This is a genomic window from Roseateles sp. GW821-FHT09B06 (assembly GCF_059418245.1).
Window position 1 is genome coordinate 134,331 of sequence record NZ_JBWKPM010000001.1, and the last position, 16,068, is coordinate 150,398.

20 protein-coding genes are annotated in these 16,068 nt (G+C 70.0%); 4 read left to right on the forward strand and 16 right to left on the reverse strand.

The genetic code is table 11. The annotated features are described in order from the left end of the window. On the reverse strand, nt 1-1,542 hold the full coding sequence (gene norR / locus AC07OQ_RS00670; RefSeq protein ID WP_495051148.1) for a nitric oxide reductase transcriptional regulator NorR: 1,542 nt from the start codon (nt 1,540-1,542) through the stop codon (nt 1-3). Between the two features lie 158 nt (nt 1,543-1,700). On the opposite strand from norR, the gene hmpA reads away from it, so the two are divergent. After that, nucleotides 1,701-2,888, forward strand: a complete 1,188-nt coding sequence (gene hmpA, locus AC07OQ_RS00675) for an NO-inducible flavohemoprotein (protein ID WP_495051149.1) — start codon at nt 1,701-1,703, stop codon at nt 2,886-2,888. On the opposite strand, the gene AC07OQ_RS00680 is transcribed toward hmpA, so the two are convergent. Genes AC07OQ_RS00680 through AC07OQ_RS00700 form a run of 5 tightly spaced genes read right to left on the reverse strand, consistent with a single transcriptional unit; the run spans nt 2,843 to nt 6,960 of the window. Next, on the reverse strand, nt 2,843-3,442 hold the full coding sequence (locus AC07OQ_RS00680; RefSeq protein WP_495051150.1) for a hypothetical protein: 600 nt from the start codon (nt 3,440-3,442) through the stop codon (nt 2,843-2,845). The genes hmpA and AC07OQ_RS00680 overlap by 46 nt on opposite strands. Beyond that, entirely contained in the window at nt 3,439-4,101 is a 663-nt protein-coding gene (locus tag AC07OQ_RS00685) for an SCO family protein (protein WP_495051151.1), read from the reverse strand. The genes AC07OQ_RS00680 and AC07OQ_RS00685 overlap by 4 nt, the downstream gene beginning before the upstream one ends. Next, nucleotides 4,098-4,697, reverse strand: coding sequence for a c-type cytochrome (locus tag AC07OQ_RS00690; RefSeq protein ID WP_495051152.1), 600 nt, complete (start codon nt 4,695-4,697; stop codon nt 4,098-4,100). The genes AC07OQ_RS00685 and AC07OQ_RS00690 overlap by 4 nt, the downstream gene beginning before the upstream one ends. A gap of 12 nt (nt 4,698-4,709) precedes the next feature. Then, nucleotides 4,710-5,327, reverse strand: coding sequence for a cbb3-type cytochrome c oxidase subunit II (locus AC07OQ_RS00695; protein ID WP_495051153.1), 618 nt, complete (start codon nt 5,325-5,327; stop codon nt 4,710-4,712). Between the two features lie 4 nt (nt 5,328-5,331). Next, on the reverse strand, nt 5,332-6,960 hold the full coding sequence (locus AC07OQ_RS00700) for a cbb3-type cytochrome c oxidase subunit I (protein ID WP_495051154.1): 1,629 nt from the start codon (nt 6,958-6,960) through the stop codon (nt 5,332-5,334). Nucleotides 6,961-7,074: 114 nt separating this feature from the next. On the opposite strand from AC07OQ_RS00700, the gene AC07OQ_RS00705 reads away from it, so the two are divergent. Then, nucleotides 7,075-7,212, forward strand: a complete 138-nt coding sequence (locus AC07OQ_RS00705; protein ID WP_495051382.1) for a hypothetical protein — start codon at nt 7,075-7,077, stop codon at nt 7,210-7,212. A gap of 186 nt (nt 7,213-7,398) precedes the next feature. Then, on the forward strand, nt 7,399-7,854 hold the full coding sequence (locus AC07OQ_RS00710; RefSeq protein ID WP_495051155.1) for a hypothetical protein: 456 nt from the start codon (nt 7,399-7,401) through the stop codon (nt 7,852-7,854). Here AC07OQ_RS00710 and AC07OQ_RS00715 read toward each other — a convergent pair. From AC07OQ_RS00715 to AC07OQ_RS00760, 10 genes are all read right to left on the reverse strand, one after another. Beyond that, the gene (locus AC07OQ_RS00715; protein ID WP_495051156.1) at nt 7,833-8,084 is read right to left on the reverse strand and encodes a helix-turn-helix domain-containing protein; all 252 of its coding nucleotides are present in this window, start codon (nt 8,082-8,084) and stop codon (nt 7,833-7,835) included. The two genes, AC07OQ_RS00710 and AC07OQ_RS00715, sit on opposite strands and share 22 nt — an antisense overlap. Nucleotides 8,085-8,303: 219 nt before the next feature. Beyond that, nucleotides 8,304-8,723 carry a GFA family protein gene (locus AC07OQ_RS00720; RefSeq protein ID WP_495051157.1) on the reverse strand — a complete coding sequence of 140 codons (420 nt, stop codon included), beginning with the start codon at nt 8,721-8,723 and terminating at the stop codon, nt 8,304-8,306. Between the two features lie 17 nt (nt 8,724-8,740). Further along, the gene (locus AC07OQ_RS00725; protein ID WP_495051158.1) at nt 8,741-9,214 is read right to left on the reverse strand and encodes an SRPBCC family protein; all 474 of its coding nucleotides are present in this window, start codon (nt 9,212-9,214) and stop codon (nt 8,741-8,743) included. A 2-nt stretch (nt 9,215-9,216) separates the two neighbouring features. Then, nucleotides 9,217-9,531: an ArsR/SmtB family transcription factor gene (locus AC07OQ_RS00730; RefSeq protein WP_495051159.1), complete on the reverse strand. Its 315-nt coding sequence runs from the start codon at nt 9,529-9,531 to the stop codon at nt 9,217-9,219. Nucleotides 9,532-9,754: 223 nt separating this feature from the next. Next, entirely contained in the window at nt 9,755-10,732 is a 978-nt protein-coding gene (locus AC07OQ_RS00735; RefSeq protein ID WP_495051160.1) for a Bug family tripartite tricarboxylate transporter substrate binding protein, read from the reverse strand. A 64-nt stretch (nt 10,733-10,796) separates the two neighbouring features. Continuing rightward, nucleotides 10,797-11,147: a cupin domain-containing protein gene (locus AC07OQ_RS00740; protein ID WP_495051161.1), complete on the reverse strand. Its 351-nt coding sequence runs from the start codon at nt 11,145-11,147 to the stop codon at nt 10,797-10,799. A 14-nt stretch (nt 11,148-11,161) separates the two neighbouring features. Next, on the reverse strand, nt 11,162-12,163 hold the full coding sequence (locus AC07OQ_RS00745; RefSeq protein ID WP_495051162.1) for a quinone oxidoreductase family protein: 1,002 nt from the start codon (nt 12,161-12,163) through the stop codon (nt 11,162-11,164). 29 nt (nt 12,164-12,192) lie between these two features. Then, nucleotides 12,193-13,101 (reverse strand): beta-keto acid cleavage family enzyme, encoded by a 909-nt coding sequence (locus AC07OQ_RS00750; RefSeq protein WP_495051163.1) that lies wholly within the window; start codon nt 13,099-13,101, stop codon nt 12,193-12,195. A gap of 13 nt (nt 13,102-13,114) precedes the next feature. Next, a complete protein-coding gene (locus AC07OQ_RS00755) occupies nt 13,115-13,888 on the reverse strand; it encodes an SDR family NAD(P)-dependent oxidoreductase (protein ID WP_495051164.1) in 774 nt (257 codons plus the stop codon). A gap of 15 nt (nt 13,889-13,903) precedes the next feature. Next, complete coding sequence (locus AC07OQ_RS00760) at nt 13,904-14,782, reverse strand: dioxygenase family protein (protein ID WP_495051165.1); 879 nt, start codon at nt 14,780-14,782, stop codon at nt 13,904-13,906. Between the two features lie 173 nt (nt 14,783-14,955). On the opposite strand from AC07OQ_RS00760, the gene AC07OQ_RS00765 reads away from it, so the two are divergent. Continuing rightward, on the forward strand, nt 14,956-15,984 hold the full coding sequence (locus AC07OQ_RS00765; RefSeq protein ID WP_495051166.1) for a LacI family DNA-binding transcriptional regulator: 1,029 nt from the start codon (nt 14,956-14,958) through the stop codon (nt 15,982-15,984). Nucleotides 15,985-16,068 lie beyond the last annotated feature (84 nt).

Below are 16,068 nucleotides of genomic sequence, written 5' to 3' on the forward strand. Positions count from 1 at the left end.
TCAGGGTTTGAGCCCCAGCCGGCGCGCCAGGCGCAGGAAGTTGCTGCGGTCCATCCCGGCCTCGCGCGCCGCCGCGGCCATAGCGCCGCCATGGCGGGCCAGGGCGGCCTCCAGCCATTGGCGCTGAAAAATCTCGGTGGCCTCGCGCAGGCCCTGGCCGGGCGCCGCCGAGACAGCGCTGCCGGCCGGGACCGGCAGCGGCGCGCCGGCGGGGGCCGCGTCGTCGTCGCCCAGCGCCAGATGACGCGGCTCGATCGCGATCCAGCGCCCGCCGCGGCCCTGCTCGGACAACGCACGCAAGGCCGCGCGACTGACCAGATGCTCCAGCTCGCGCACATTGCCAGGCCAGTCATGCGCCAGCAGCGCGCTCGACGCGGCCGGCGACAGGCGCAGATTGCGTGCGCCCAGGCGGTGCTGGTTGTCCTCCAGAAAGCCGCCGGCCAGGGCCAGCACGTCGCGGCCGCGCTCGCGCAATGCCGGCACCTGCAGCGGATAGACCGACAGCCGGTGGTAGAGGTCGGCGCGGAAGCGCCCGCGCGCCACCTCCTGGCGCAGCTCGCGGTTGGTCGCGGCCAGCACCCGCACGTCCACCCGCAGCAGCTTGTCGCTGCCCGGGCGCTGCAGCTCGCCGCTCTGCAGCACGCGCAGCAGCTTGGCCTGCACCGACAGCGGCAGCTCGCCCACCTCGTCGAGGAACAGGGTGCCGCCGTCGGCCAGCTCGAACTTGCCGACCCGATCCTGCACCGCGCCGGTGAAGGCGCCGCGCTTGTGGCCGAACAGCTCGCTGTCGGCCAGGGTCTCGGGCAGGGCCGCGCAGTTGATCTGCACCAGCGGCTGTTCGCGGCGTGCCGAGCGCGCATGCAGGCGCTCGGCCACCAGCTCCTTGCCGACGCCGGTCTCGCCCAGGATCAGCACGGTCAGCTCGGAGGCGGCGACCAGGTCGATCTCCTTCTTCAGCTGGTTCATCGCCGCGCTCTTGCCCAGCAGTTCGCGCTGCCGCGTGCCGCCGCCGCCATGCAGCTCGCGCACCAGGGCCTGCTCGTGGGCAGCGCGCCGGGCCAGCAGGCCGATGGCTTCCTCGGCCGCGATGCCGGTCTCCAGCAGGCCCACGATGGCCTGCAGCTGCGCCGGCGCCACCGCGTCGAAGGCCTGCGGGTCCAGCGCATCCAGGGTCACCAGCCCCCAGACGCGGCCCTGATGGCGCAGCGGCGCACCCATGCAGTCATGCACGGCCAGCAGTTCGGGCCCCCCCTCGCTCGGACCGTCCACCAGGCCGTCGTAGGGATCCGGCAGGCCGGCATCGGCCGGGAAGCGCAGGCCCGCCTCGCTGGCCAGCAGGCGGGCCAGGCGCGGATGGGCCTGCACCTGGAAACGCCGGCCCAGCGCCTCCTCGCTGAGGCCGTCGACGGCCACCGGCCGCAGCACGGGCTGGGCGTCGGCGCCGTCCTGCGCCGGCTCGAGGCGCAGCAGCGCCGCGGCATCGCAGCGCACCAGGCCGCGCACGGCCGCGAGCAAGCGGCGGTAATGGGATTCTGCGGTCATTCTGACTTTATGTTGTCATTCGGACATCTTGTGGATTGCTGTCAATTTAACAGCAATGGAAAAAACTTGTTCCAGGTCAAGGGATTGCGGCATCGTTGCCGCTGGCACGCTTCATGAGTATCAGCAGGCGTCACCCCACAAGCAGGAGTTGTTGTTCCATGTTCTCCCCCCAGACCATCGCGCTGGTCAAGGCCACCGTGCCCGTGCTGAAACAGCAGGGCGAAGCGATCACCGAACATTTCTACCGCCTGATGCTCAGCGAGCATCCGGAGCTGAAGGCCTTCTTCAACGAGGCCCATCAGGGCGCCGGCACCCAGGCCCGTGCGCTGGCCGGCGCCGTGCTGGCCTATGCCAGCCATATCGACCGGCTGGACGCGCTGGCGCCGGCCCTGCCGCGCATCGTGCAAAAGCATGTGGCGCTGGGCGTGCTGCCCGAGCATTACCCGATCGTCGGCGCCTGCCTGCTGCGCGCGATCCGCGAGGTGCTGGGCGAGGTGGCCAGCGACGAGATCATCGCCGCCTGGGGCGAGGCCTATGGCGCCCTGGCGCGGCTGCTGATCGATGCCGAGGAGCAGGTCTACGCGGACACCGCGGCCCAGGCCGGCGGCTGGCGCGGCCAGCGCCCGCTGCGGGTGGCGCGCAAGGTGGTCGAGAGCGAGCTGATCACCTCCTTCTACCTGGAGCCGGTCGACGGCGAGGCGCTGCTGGCCTTCGCGCCGGGGCAATACCTGACCCTGGTGCTGGACATCGACGGCGAGACCGTGCGGCGCAACTATTCGCTGTCCGACGCGCCGGGCAAGCCCTGGTACCGCATCAGCGTCAAGCGCGAGGAGGGCGGCCGGGTGTCGAACTGGCTGCATGACCATGTCGAGGTGGACGCGGTGCTGCAGGCCCAGGCCCCGGCGGGCGAGTTCACGCTGGACGGCGCGGCGCGGCGTCCGCTGCTGCTGGTGACCGGCGGCGTCGGCATCACGCCGGCGATGTGCATGCTGGAGAGCGCGGCGGCCAGCGGCCGGCCGATCCGCTTCATCCACGCGGCCAAGCATGGCGGCGTGCACGCCTTCCGCGAGCGCGTCGAGCAGCTGGCGCGGGCCCACGCCAATGTGCAGGCCCTCTACATCTACGACGAGCCCCGCCCCGGCGACGCGCCGCATGCGGTGGGCCGCGTCGACCAGGCCCTGCTGGCGCGCGAGCTGCCGGCCGACCGCGACGTGGACCTCTACCTGCTGGGCCCCAAGCCCTTCATGCAGTCGGTCTATGCCAGCGGCCTGGCGCTGGGCGTGCCGGCGGCGCAGCTGCGCTACGAGTTCTTCGGCCCCAACGAGGAACTGATGGCGGCGGCCTGAGCCACCTCGGGCGCCTCAGTCGCGGGGCGCGCTCGCAGCACGCGCCCCAGCAGCAGCGCGCCCAGGGCCACGGCGCCGGCGATCAGCCCGGCGCCGGTCCAGACCTGCTCGTCCTGCAGATAGTTGACGCACAGGCGCTGCGGGCTGGATTGGTAGAGCAGGCCGGCGGTGGCCATCATCCAGGCCAGGTTGCCGCCCATGAAGAGCGCGACCACGCCATCCAGCCGCCGCCAGCTGCCGGCCATCGCGACGCCGGCCAGCCACCAGCCGAGGTACTTGGCGACCGCGACGCGGCCGTCCAGCAGGGCCAGGTCCAGCGCCGCCGGAATCATCCAGATGGCCGAGACCGCCAGCAGCAGGGTGGCGCCGGCCAGGCCGCGCCAGTCCAGGCGTCGCCACCGGCGATCGCTCACCCAGCCCTGCGCCGCCCAGCCGGCCAGGAACAGCAGCGGAAACTCCAGCAGCATGTGCAGGGCCATGCGGCTCTCCAGGCCCTGGCGCAGCGCCGGCCACAGCAGCAGCAGGGGCAGGGCGGCGAGCAGTTTTCCTGTCATGGCCGGGCGGCCGTCTCGCGGGCCATCTGCTGGGCATGTGCCAGCGCCTGCGGCCAGGCCTCGTAGTCGTAGATCGCGCGCAGCCGGCCGCGGCCGTCGATCAGATGCAGCGCGGCGTTGTGCACGAAGCCGCCCCGGCCGTCGGGGATGGCGATCACGCCCAGCGCGCGCTGCAGGGCGTCGCGCTCCTGCGCGCTGCGCGGCAGGGCCAGGGTCCAGCGCGCCGGATCGGCCCGGTAGAGCGCGCCGTGGGCCGCCAGCGCGGCGCGGTCGTCGTGCTCGAGGTCGAAGGAGATCGACAGCAGGCTCACGCCGGCCGGCCCGTCCCCGCGCAGGCGCGACTGCATCTGCTGGAACTCGCTGCCGAGCGTGCGGCAGACGCCGGGGCAGCGGGTGTAGATGAAATCGACGATGTGGATGGCCTCCGATCCTTCCGCCCCCTCCGCCCAGGGACGCAAGACCTGGCCCCGGCTGTCGCGCAGCGCCAGCGCGGGCGGCGCCCGCAGCTCGCCGCGTTCGGCGCGCTCGCGGCGCAGATCCTCGAAGGTCCAGGCCGCGAAGCCCCCGGTCAGGGCGGCCGCGGCGGCCAGCGCGGCCGCGGCCAGCAGGGCGCAGAGCAGCAGGGTGCCGCGCAAGGAGGCGTCGGCCCGCGTGTTCATTTCAGCGCCGTGAGTTCGGCGTCGCCCTTCCATGGCGTCTGGCGCTCCTTGCTGGCCTCGCGCTCGCGCGCCACCGCGGCGGCGTCGATCGGCGCGGCGTCATTGCCCCATTGCTTGCGGACATGGCTGGCCACCGCGGCCAGCTCGGCATCGGCCAGTTGCGCGCCGAAGGCCGGCATCGCGCCCTTGTAGACCTGGCCCTTGACGGTCAGCTCGCCCTCGGCGCCATGCAGCAGGATCTGCAGCAGCGCCTTCTCCGCGCCCAGCACCCATTCGGAGCCGGCCAGCGGCGGGAACACGCCCGGCAAGCCCGCGCCGGTGGCCTGGTGGCAGGCCACGCAGCGCGCCGCGTAGATGGCGGCGCCGTCGGCGGCCGCACCGGCCGCGGCACCGGGCTTGGCACGCAGGTCGTCCAGGCTGCGGATGTCGCCGTAGCGCGCCTCGACCAGGGGGCCGGCGGCGAGGATGTAGTAGACGCCCCAGGCCGCCAGCAGCGCGGCGACGCCCAGCACCCACAGCGGGATGGGCCTGCCGAGCTCGTGCGGGTCGGGGTTCTCGCGGCCTTGCGGATCGCTGCTGTCTCGCTGATTCGTCATGGCCATCTCTCCTCAGGGCGCGCTGGCCGCGGGCTCGGCCTGGGCCTTGGCCGGCAGCACCGGGTAGCTGCGGTTCAGCGCCAGCAGGTACTTGACCAGATCCTCGGCCGCGGGCCGGGCCACCACCACCTTGCCGCCACGCGGCTCGTAGGGCGGCGGCAGATTGATCGCGCGCTCGCCGGGCTCGGCCTTGTCCTTCACCTCGAACAGGAAGGGGTAGGCCGGCATGATGCTGCCCGGCACATAGGCGCGCGGCTGGTAGAGATGGCCGAAATGCCAGTCGGCGCTGGGCTGGCGCACGCCGATGTTCATCAGGTCGGGCCCGGTGCGCATGCTGCCCAGTAGGTGCGGGCGGTCGTAGTAGTAGTCGGCCGCCACCGTGGCGCGGCCCCAGCCGCGCTCGGCATCGGCCGGTGTCTGGGAACGGTCGCGCGGCTGCTGGGTGTGGCAGTAGACGCAGCCCTGGCGGATGTATTCGGCGCGGCCGCGCAGCTCGGCCGAGCTGTAGGGCTTGAGCCCCGTTGCGGGCTTGACGTCCTTGAGCTGCAGATAGGGCAGCACGACCAGGGCGCTGGTGGCCACGGCCAGCATCACCATCCCGCCCGCGACCAGCTTGGTTTCGCTGTCCATCGCTTTAGGCCTCCTTGCCGGCCATGTGGAAGAGGGCGGGGCGGTGCCGCGTCGGCCCCAGATTCAGGATCAGCGCCGCGAAATGGGCGGCGAAAACCAGGTGGGCCAGCGTCATCAGCGCGCCGCCGACGCTGCGCCCCTTCAGCCACGGCAGGGTCAGCGTCACCGACTCCATGAAGGGCCGGGCGCCGTCCAGCATCGCCATGCCCTGCAGCCAGCCGCCGATGGTCATCGTCGCGAAGTAGATCGAGACGCCCAGGGCCGCTAGCCAGAAATGCACGAGGATCAGGCGCGGGTAGGGCCATTCGCGCTCCACCACGCGCGGCATCACGAAGTAGATGCCGCCGAAGAAGGCCATGCTGACGAAGCCGTACAGGCCGATGTGCGAATGGCCCACCGTGTAGTGGGTGAAATGGGTCACGGTGTTGACGCTGCGCAGCGCCTCGAACGAACCCTGCGCCGACGTCACCACATACATCGCCCCGGCAAAGGCCACGAAACGCAGCGTGGGCGAATGGATCAGCGCCCGGTAGAAGCCCTTCAGGGTCAGCGCGCCGTTGACGCCGAAGGCCAGCACCGGCACCAGCATCATCATGCTCTGCACGATCGACAGCGTGACCAGCCAATGCGGCACCGGCCCGCCGATCAGGTGGTGGCCGCCCACCTGGCCGTAGAAGAAGGCCAGGGTCCAGAAGCCCAGCAGCGAGAGGTTGTAGGACTGGATCGGCCGGCCCAGCACCTTGGGCATGAAGTAGTAGATGGTGGCCAGCGCCAGCGGCGTGTAAAAGAGGCCCAGCACGTTATGGCCGTACCACCAGTTCATCGTGGCCTGCTCGACGCCGAAATGCAGGTCCGGCGTCTTGGCCACCAGGTAGAGCACCGGAAACCAGAACAGCGCCGCGCCCATGTACCAGACCGAGACGTAGAGATGGTGCACGCGCCGGTTCACCAGCGTGAACACCAGGGGCAGGCCGACGCAGGTGCCGCCGGCGACCAGCAGCAGCGAGATCTGCCAGGGGATCTCCAGCCATTCCAGCCCGTCGTTGATGCCCACCGCGATCGCGCCCAGGCCGGCGATCATCGCGGCGTTCCACAGCACCGCGCCCAGCAGCGCCCAGCGCGCGCCGATCAGCCGCGTCTTCAGCAGGCGCGGCAGCAGCCAGATGCACAGCCCCAGCCCCGCCATCGGCGCCCAGCCGTAGGCGAGGGCGTTCAGGTGCAGGGTGCGCACGCGGCCGAAACTGAGCCATTCGTACTGCGTCAGCCAGTCCGGCTCGTGCAGCTTGATCGAGGCCGTGAGCCCGGCGCCCGACGCCACCAGCAGCCAGATGATCGCGCTGAGCAGGAACACGAACACCACCACGGCGCTGGAGCGGTCGGCCTCGGTGCGCGCCGAGAGTTCGGTGGCGGCCGCGGAGGCGGATGAGGGCGCCCGCACCGTGTCCTGCAGCGCGGCGCGGGCCTGGCCGCTGGCGGCGGGGTCCTCGACCTTGCCGAGTTCGTCGGGCGCGAAGATGACCTCGGCACCCTCGGCCTCGCTGTCGAACAGACCCTGGCGCATCGACCAGATGAAGACCGAAAGGGCCAGCACCGACAGGATGAATGCCGACAGCAGGATCGTGATGGGATCCATGAGGTCCTCCTTCCGCTTCGCAGGCCGACAAGGGGCAAACAGCCGTCGATACGAACGCACGGCGTGCCCGATTGGAACCACCGCGGCCCCGCGCTGTCAACGACCGCGGCGCGAATGTTGAAGCCGACCAGCAAGCGGGATCGACTGCTGGAGCAGGCCGAGAAGCTCAAGGCCAGCGCGCGGGCCAAGGTCGAGCATCCGTTGCGTGTCATCAAGCAGCAGTTATCGGACCGGCCAGCTATTCACTGCTGAGCGCGATTCCGGCCTGTACTGCCTGCTGCGCCCCGAGGCCACACCACAGTGCAAGGCTTTGCCCAAGCATCCAGTCGTGCAGGAGCTTATGGCGCTGCCGACGCAGGACCGTATCAGGCAGCGGCGAGCGTTGCAAGAAGCCGGGGCGATCTGAGGTACAACCCCGGGTCGGGGAGGGTTTCGAAAATGGGGAATCTTTATCGGGAGGGCCACGGTTTTCCGTTGTGGTTAGAAGTGGCGGTGGGCGTGATAGTCGGCAATTTCGTTGTCGGGCTGATCGTTTGGGCTGCTCTTGAATGGCGTGCCGATTGGGAAGTTCGGCAGTTCTTGAAAACGGTTCAGCAGTGGACTTCGGAGAGCGCCGTGGATAGGAAGCGCGAGTCGCAGAGGGCCGCGCTAGAAGCGCAAGAAGCTCAGGCGGCGCATCGTAAAGAACAGGCTGCTACGCAGCGAAGCGAGGAGGCGGCTCGTAGGCAGAAGTTCGAAGCTGATGAACGGCGCGAGCAAGCGTGGGCACGGTTCTATCGCAAGCCACCGGAATGCGATGAGGCCAGATCAGGTACTTGGACGGTTGATTGCGCGAATCACTACATCAGGACGAAGCGGGCCTTTGATGAGCGTTATGGTTCTGGCGCCTTCTGAGCCCGGGGCGCTGGGGCTTGCCCCAGTGAGGCCGCAGGCCGTGGCCTAAGCCTCTCGGCAGTGCCGTTCATTGACCGCGGGCCTGTTCGCGGCGCGCCCGTCCTTCGCCAGCGGTCTACGGTGCGACGGCTGACGCCCAAGGCCCGGGCGACTTGAGCGGCCGATGGGTTGCCCAGGTCGGCCAGGATGCCGGCGAGATCGCCGGGATTCTTAGGCAGTTTTGACAGCATGCCTTTGCGTCGGCAAGACCTGACACAGGCTGTAGATGCAGATCACGATCAGACGCCGGGACAACCAGTGGAAAAGAATCGACAATGTGTATTATGTAAAATCAACACGCAAGGGCGAACCGGCGTGCTCTGGCCCCGCTGATCCCCTCATCCGATGATTCCGGGAGCGACGCCGTCGCATCTATCTCCCAACGCAGTGCTCCTGAATGTCGGTCCAACCTAGGCCGGCGGCATCTGCTCGAATGCCTGCAACGAGGGATCGATGATGGCGTCCCACGCGAGCCCGCGGACGCTGTAGGTGAGCACCTGCGGCGCGAAGCGGCCCGGCTCGTCCAGGCTAGCCGCGTGAACCGCGATCAGCTCCGGCATCGCGGCAAAGCGCAGGAAGACCGGCGTTCCGCAGACCGGGCAGAAGGCATGGGTCTTCACGTTGCCGCTGTCGCCCGCGACCTCCCATTGCGTCGCCTCGCCGGTGATCGCCATCTCGGAGCGCGCGGGAAAGGTCAGGTAGGAGCCGTGCCCGGTGCCGCTGCGCCGCTGGCAGTCGCGGCACTGGCAATGGTTCTGGAAGATGGGCGCGTGCCGGGTCGCGTAGCGGATCGCGCCGCAGGCGCATCCGCCGGTGTAGGGCTGGGTCATGATGAACAACTCCCGGTTCAGGCCGCGATTCCCGCTTTGGGCTTGGCGAAGACATCGATGCCCTGCCCCGTTTCGAGCCAGGACTTCAGGCTGGAAAGAACGATCGGCCAGCCCTGCTGGATGCCCTTGGCCATCCCGCTACCGGCCTCGAGTTCGTCATGGGTGACGGTCAGCCGCACCATCTCCTCGTATGCCGCGATGTCGAAGCTCACGCGGCTGTGGCTGGCCGGATCGGCGGCTTGCGAGGCGCTCGCCCAGGTGATGACCAGGCGCGTCGGCGGCGAGACCTCGACCACCTTGCCGACCAGCTCGACCATGCGCTGCTCATTGGCGCGCACATGTTCCCAGGTCGATCCGGGTTTCCAGTCGGAGACGTTCTCGTGGCCCCAGTAGCGCCGCGCGATCTCCGGCTTCGTGATGGCCTCGAACACCTTCTCCGGCGTCGAGCGGATGTAGCTCACGTAAACGAAGCTCGTCTTCTCTGTGCTCATCGTTACTCTCCTTCGAGTTCCCTCTTCAGGTCGTGCAGCAGGCCGAGCCGCTGGCGTTCGAATTTCCGTACCCACCGCTCGTAGACCTCGTGCAGCGGCACCGGGTTGATGAAATGCAGCTTCTCCCGGCCACGCCAGACCGCGCTCACCAGATTGGCCGCCTCCAGGATCCCGAGATGCTGCGTGGCCGATTGCCGCGCCATGTCCAGGTGCTCGCAGAGCTGGCCCAGCGTCTGCCCGTTGTGCTCGTACAGCAGGTCGAGCAGCTTTCTGCGTGTCGGGTCGCCCAGCGCCTTGAAAACCTTGTCAGCGTCCATTCGATGCGTTCATGCGTGAGGGAATGATATGCAGGCAAATACCTGCATGTCAAGCGACGCATCGACGCCGGCCGAGCTGCGGCGCGACCCGGTCCTGCCGAACAACCTCGGCCGATGCCCCCGCGGCGATCGCCGCGGGGCTTGCGCTCGGCTTCGCGGCAGGCCCGCACAGGGCCGCTGCGGTGGGTGCTCGGACGCGGTCGGCGCGACCCGCGCCGGGTCGTCAATCGAGCTTGATGTTGGCCCGCTTGATCAGCGCGGCCGCCATGTCGGCCTCGTTGTGCACCAGGGAGGCGAACTGGTTCTGCGCCATCGGCACGGGCTCGGCGCCCAGCCTTTGCAGGCGCTCGCGCAGCGCATCCGTCTTCAGGGCCTTGGCAGCCTCCTCGTTCAGCTTGGCGACGACGGCCGCGGGCGTCTTGGCGGGCACGAACATCCCGACCCAGAAGGTGTAGTCCGAGTTCGCGTAACCGGCCTCCAGCGTGGTCGGCACATCCGGCAGCGCCGACGAACGCTTGGGCGTGCCCACGGCGAGCGCGATGAGCTTGCCATCCTTGATCAGCGGCAAGGCCGAGACCAGCGGCGCGAAGAACCAGTCCAGGCGCCCGGCCATCACCTCGGTCAGCGCCTCCGGCGTGCCCTTGAAGGGAATGTGATCGGCCTCGATGCCGACGGCGGCGCGGAATTTCTCGGCGTTGATATGGGTGGCGCTGCCGTTGCCGGCCGAGGCATAGAGATATTTGCCCGGATTCGCCCTCGCCTTCTGCACCAGTTCCTGCACGGTGCGGAAGTCCTTGCCCGGCGCCGTGACCAGCACATTGGGCAGGGCCGCCAGCATGGTCACCGGCGTGAAGTCCTTCAGGGTGTCGTAGCGCAGGTTCTTGTACAGCGCCGCGTTCGCGACATGGGCCGCCGAATGGATCAGCACCGTGTGGCCGTCGGCCACCGCCGCGGCCACCTGGCCGGCGCCCAGCGTGCCGCCGGCACCGGGCTTGTTCTCGGTGATGACCGGCTGGCCCAGGGCCTTTTCCAGCTGCTCGCCGACCGCGCGCGCCACCACATCGGTGCCGGAGCCGGGCGTGAACGGCACCAGGAACTTCAGCGGCTGCTTGGGAAAGCCGTTGGGCGCTTGCGCGAACGCCGGGCAGGCACCCAGGGCGGCGGCCAGGGCGGCCGCGGCGACCAGGGTTCTTCGGTGCATCGAAACAGGGATCACGGGCATTTGTCTCTCTCCATCAAGATTTCAATACCAAGCCTTCAAGCCTTCAAGGCGTGCGCGGCATCAGCAGCAGCACCGAGGCCGGCCGCGCGCTGCGATTCGTCAGCTGCCGCGCCTCTCCGGGCGCGATACGGCAGCTGTCAAGCGGATGCAGGATCTCGGATTGGCGGTCTTCGCCGTTCTGCGCGGCGATCTCCAGCTCGCCTTCGAGCACCACATAGAACTTCTCGACCGCCGAGGCGCTCGATGTCGTGCCGCCGCCCGGCTCGATCACCGACAGGCCGATCCACAGGCTGTCGGACGGGCCGGCCTCGCGGCCCTGCAGATAGCGCATCGCCATCGCGGTGTGACCGGCGGCCTCGTAGGCGGGCGCCTGGTCGATGCGAACCACATGCATCGTCGTCTCCCGCCTCAGGGCGCCAGCACGACGCGGTCGCGCGAGCCTTCGAGCACGCGCCGGTAGGCGGCGCCAGCCTGCTCCAGCGGGATCAGGGCGGTCTCGTCGACGTCGAAGGCCTTCAGCGAGCCGTCGTCGAAGCCCGGCAGCAGCGAGTTCAGGATCCGCGCGCATTCGGTCACCGGCAGCTTCAGCGTGTCCACGCCCAGCATCTGCAGATTGCGGCGGTAGAAGGCCAGGATGTCGAAAGGCACGCTGCGCTCGATGGTCGAGATCAGGATCTGCGTGCCGCCGACCGCCAGGCTCTCCAGCGCCGCGGCGAAGTACGGCGAGCCGACGGTGTTGTAGGCGATGTCGGCGCCGCGCCCGCCGCTGGCCTCCAGCACGGCCGCGGCAAGATCGGGACGCGCGCCGTCCAGCAGGGTCACGGCCGACGAGGCATGGCCCTGATAGGCCCGCGCATCGCGCTCGACGCCGATCACGGTGGCCCCGGCGCGCGTCGCCAGCTGGATCGCGGCCTGGCCGACCTTGCCGTTGGCGCCGAACACGACCACGGTCTGCCCGGCGCCGCGCAGCAGCGCGCGGCGCAGGCCCTCGAAGGCCGTGATGAAGGGCACCCCCACCGTCGCGGCCGAGGCCACCGACACCGAGGCCGGCTTGCGGCTCAGCGCCTCGATGGGCAGCAGCAGGTAGCGCGAGTGGCTGCCGTCGCGCGTGATGCCCAGGTCGCCGCCGGTGCCCCAGACCTCGACGCCGATCCAGTCGGCCGGCCCGGCCACCACGGTGCCGGCGAAGTCGCGGCCCGGCGTGCGTGGCCAGACGGCATGCGGCATCATCCCCAGCGCCGCCTTGACGTCGCTCGGATTCACCGCGGCGGCGCGCACCTCGACGACGGCCTGGCCGGGCCCGGCCTCGGGCAGTTCGACCGGAATGATGCTGGGCGCCAGCTCCTCGGGGGACGGAGCCTTGGCGCTGAAGCGCAGCGCGCGGCCCATGGTTTCTTGCGGGGCGTTCATAAGCGGGAGTCCTTCTTTCTTCTCGTGATTCAGATGACGGTGACGGCGGGGTGCCGGTTCGACGGGCGCAGGCCCCAGCGCTCGCGCGCCTCGCGCGGCGTGGCCAAGGTGCCGCCCAGGTCCTCGACGATGCGGCGCGCCTTGGCCACCAGTTCGCCATTGCCGCGGGCCAGTTCGCCGCGGCTCAGATAGATCGTGTCCTCCAGGCCGATGCGCACATTGCCGCCCAGCAGCTGGGCCTGGGCCACCGCCTGGAAGGCATGGCGCCCCACCGCGAAGGCCGACCACTGGGCCTCGCGGTCGATCAGCGAGCGCGCCAGCTGCATCGCCTCGGTCGTGAAGGGCAGCGCATAGCGCACGCCCATCACGAAGGTATAGAGCCCGGGGCCTTGCAGCGTGCCGTCGGCGATCAGCTGCTGGGCCAGCACCAGGTCGCCGGTGTCGAAGCATTCCAGCTCGGGCATGGCACCGGCGTCGCGGATGATCCTGGCCATGCGGCGCACGTTCTTCGGCGTGTTCATCACGACCTGATCGCCCGAGTTCATCGTGTTGAGGTCCAGCGAACAGATGTCGGGCCGCAGCGCCGCGATATGTTCGACCCGGCGCTCCGGCGGCAGCAGCGAGGTGCCGGGCGCGAACAGCTTGGGGTCCTCGTCGCTGGGCACATAGCGGCCACCGGGTCCGGTGGTCAGATTGATGATCAGCGCCGGGTTGGCGCGGCGCAGCGCCTCGACCACCTCGGCATAGAGTTCCAGCGCCATCGAGGGCTTGCCGCTCGCGGGGTCGCGCACATGGATATGCACCGCGGCGGCGCCGGCCTCGGCGGCCTCCAGGCAGGCCGCGGTGATCTGCGCCGGCGTCACCGGCAGGTGGGGCGTCTGCTCGGGCGTCGTCAGATTGCCGGTGACCGCGCAGGTCAGGATGGTGGATCGTTCCATGGATTTCTTCCGTTCAGCCGAGGTGGCGGCCGCCGTCGGCGACGATGACGCTGCCGGTGGCATAGCGCAGCGCGGTGCAGCAGGCGACGATGGCGGCGGCCACGTCGTCCGCGGTGCCGACCCGGCGCAGCGGGATGGCGGCGCCCGCCTTCTCGTTGAAGGCCGCATCGCGCCCCGGCACGAAGCCGGTGTCGACGATGCCCGGCGAAACCGCCAGCATCCGGATCTGCGGCGCCAGCGTCTTGGCCAGCGCCTTGGTCAGCGCATCGGTGCCGGCCTTGGCCGCCGCATAGGCCAGGTTGCTGCCCAGGCCGGTGAAGGCGGCGATCGAGGACACGTTGACGACCACCGCGTCGCCGCGCTCCCTGAGCTGCGGCGCGAAGGCGCGGATCGCCGCGAAGGTGCCGCGCCAGTTGGTGGCGAAGATCTCGTCGATCAACTGGTCGCTCAGGCCGTCGAGATCGGCCGCCGCGACCGGCTTGGTGAAGCCGGCGCAGTTGACCAGGATGCTGGCGGCGCCGGCGCGTTCCCGCAGCTCGGCGGCGGCGGCGGTCAGCGCGGCGCTGTCGGTGACCGAGGCCGTCACCGCGAAATGACCGTCACCCTCCAGTTCCTGCAGCGCGGCCCGCGCGCTCTCGCCGCCGCGCCGCTGCAGCAGCACGACGCGCGCGCCCAGGCGCGCCAGGCGCCGCGCCGCGGCCAGGCCGATCGCGCCGGTGCCGCCGGTGATCACCGCCAGCTCGCCGTCCAGGCGCTCGCGCGGTTCAAAGCTTCTTGTAGCGTTCATTTCTGCGGTCCTCGCTCAGGGGATCGGGCATTTCGGCAGCTGGGTCTCGCCGGGCTCCAGGCGCAGCTCGACGTCGAGCCGCCAGCCGCCCTCGCCGTCCGGCTCGAAGCGCCGCAGCAGCGAGCCCACCGCGCCGAACACGACATCGTCATAAGCATGCGGGTCCTCGCTGTCGAAGAACTGCGTGGCCAGCACCCGGTGCCCCGGCGCGACGACGATGAAGTGCAGATGCGCCGGCCGCATCGTGTGGCGGCGCTGTGCGGCCAGCAGCTCGCCGCAGGGGCCGTCGACCGGCACCGGATAGCCGGCCGGCCGCACGCTGACGAAGGAGAAGCGCCCCTCGCCATCGGTCTCGAAGCGGCCGCGCAGATTCATGCGCGGCTGGGCCTCGTCCTGGTTCTCGTAGAGGCCCTTGGGCGAGGCCTGCCAGGTCTCGACCCGGGCGCCGGCGATGGCCCGGCCATCCAGCGAGCGAACCCGGCCGCGCACGCTCAGGCGCGGGCCCGGCGTGTCATCGCTGGCGATGCATTCACCGTCGCGGCGCAGCGGCTGGTGGGCGCGCCAGAAGGGCCCGATCAGGGCCGGCTCGGTGCCGCCGGCCTGCAGCGCATGGCGGGCGCCGCGCAGCTGAACCAGGGTGGCCAGGCCCAGGATGTCGGCCAGCAGGATGCCTTCATGCTTCTTGGGCCCGCTGGCCTGGCCGATGCGCACCAGGAAGTCCAGCCCCTGCTCCAGCTCGGCCGGCGTCAGGTCGACCTCCAGCGCGAAGGCATGCAGATGACGGATCGCCGCCGCCAGGATCTGTTTCAGCCGCGGATCGGCCGTGGCCTCGTTGGCCCGCAGCACCGCGTCGAGCAGGGCCTGCGGGTCGGAAGCGGGCAAAGCAGTTTGCACCTTGGGTCTCCTTTTTCCTGATTGCAAGGCAATCGATTGCCCTAAGGTACGACCGAAAAATCAATTCAGCAAGCTGTTTTCTCCCAGGATTTCGAACAAATCGGACGATTTGGTAAGTGCAAACAAGGGCGGAAGTTCCAGTAATATAGGCAACCGATTGCCTCCAATTGCCGATGAACACCCCCTCCTCACCCGTGACCATCGACGACATCGCGCGCGCCGCCGGCGTCCATCCGGCCTCGGTGTCGCGGGCGCTGCGCGGCGTGGCCGGCAAGGTCTCGGAGCAGACGCGCGAGCGCATCGTGCGCATCGCCGCCGAGCTCGGCTATCAGCCCAACACCATCGCGGCCTCGCTGCGCACCCAGCGCACCGACCTGGTCGCGATCGTCGTGCCCGATCTCGGCAACCCGCTGTTCGGTCCCATCGTCAAGGGCCTGGAGGCCGAGCTGCGCAAGCAGTCGCTGATGTGCCTGATCGTGCAGACCCCCGACGACGCGGCGCAGCGGCGCGACATCATCGTCGCGCTGGCGAACCGCCGGGTCAGCGGCCTGCTGGTGCTGGCCGCCGAGAGCGACGATCCGATGCTGGAGGTCGCGGCCCAGCGCGGCCTGCCGACCGTGCTGGTGAACCGCGGCTTCGGCGAGCGCCGCTTTCCCAGCGTCGTCAACGACGACCGCGAGAGCGTGCGCCTGGTGCTGCAGCATCTGGCCGGGCTGGGCCATCGCCGCATCGCGCATATCTCCGGCCCGAGCAGTTCCTCGACGGGCCGGGCCCGCAGCGCCGCGGTGCTGGAGCTGGCGCCGGCGCTGGGCTTCGGCAAGCCGCTGATCGTCGAGGCTTCGGCCTTCACGCGCCAGGCCGGCGCCGACGCGACACGCCGGCTCTGGAGCGGCAAATCCACCCGGCCGAGCGCGATCTTCGCGGCCAACGACCTGATCGCGCTCGGCACGCTGGAAGTGCTGCGCGGCGCGGGCGTCGGCGTGCCGCAGGATGTTTCGCTGGTGGGCCACAACGACATGCCGCTGGTCGACCTGATCGACCCGCCGCTGACCACCGTGCGCATCGCGGTCGAGCAGATGAGCCACCAGGCCGCCCAGCTCTTCATGGACCTGCTGCGGGAACCCCTCCAGCAGCCCAGCGCGCGCGTGCTGACGCCCGAGCTGATCGTGCGCGGCTCGACGGCCGCGCCGTCATCGTCCTAGGTTTTGCCCGCTGGGCCTCGAAGTTCGGACGATTCGGTAGAAGGCGGGACGCCCGGGGAGCCGCGCGGGCAAGACCCGTCCCTA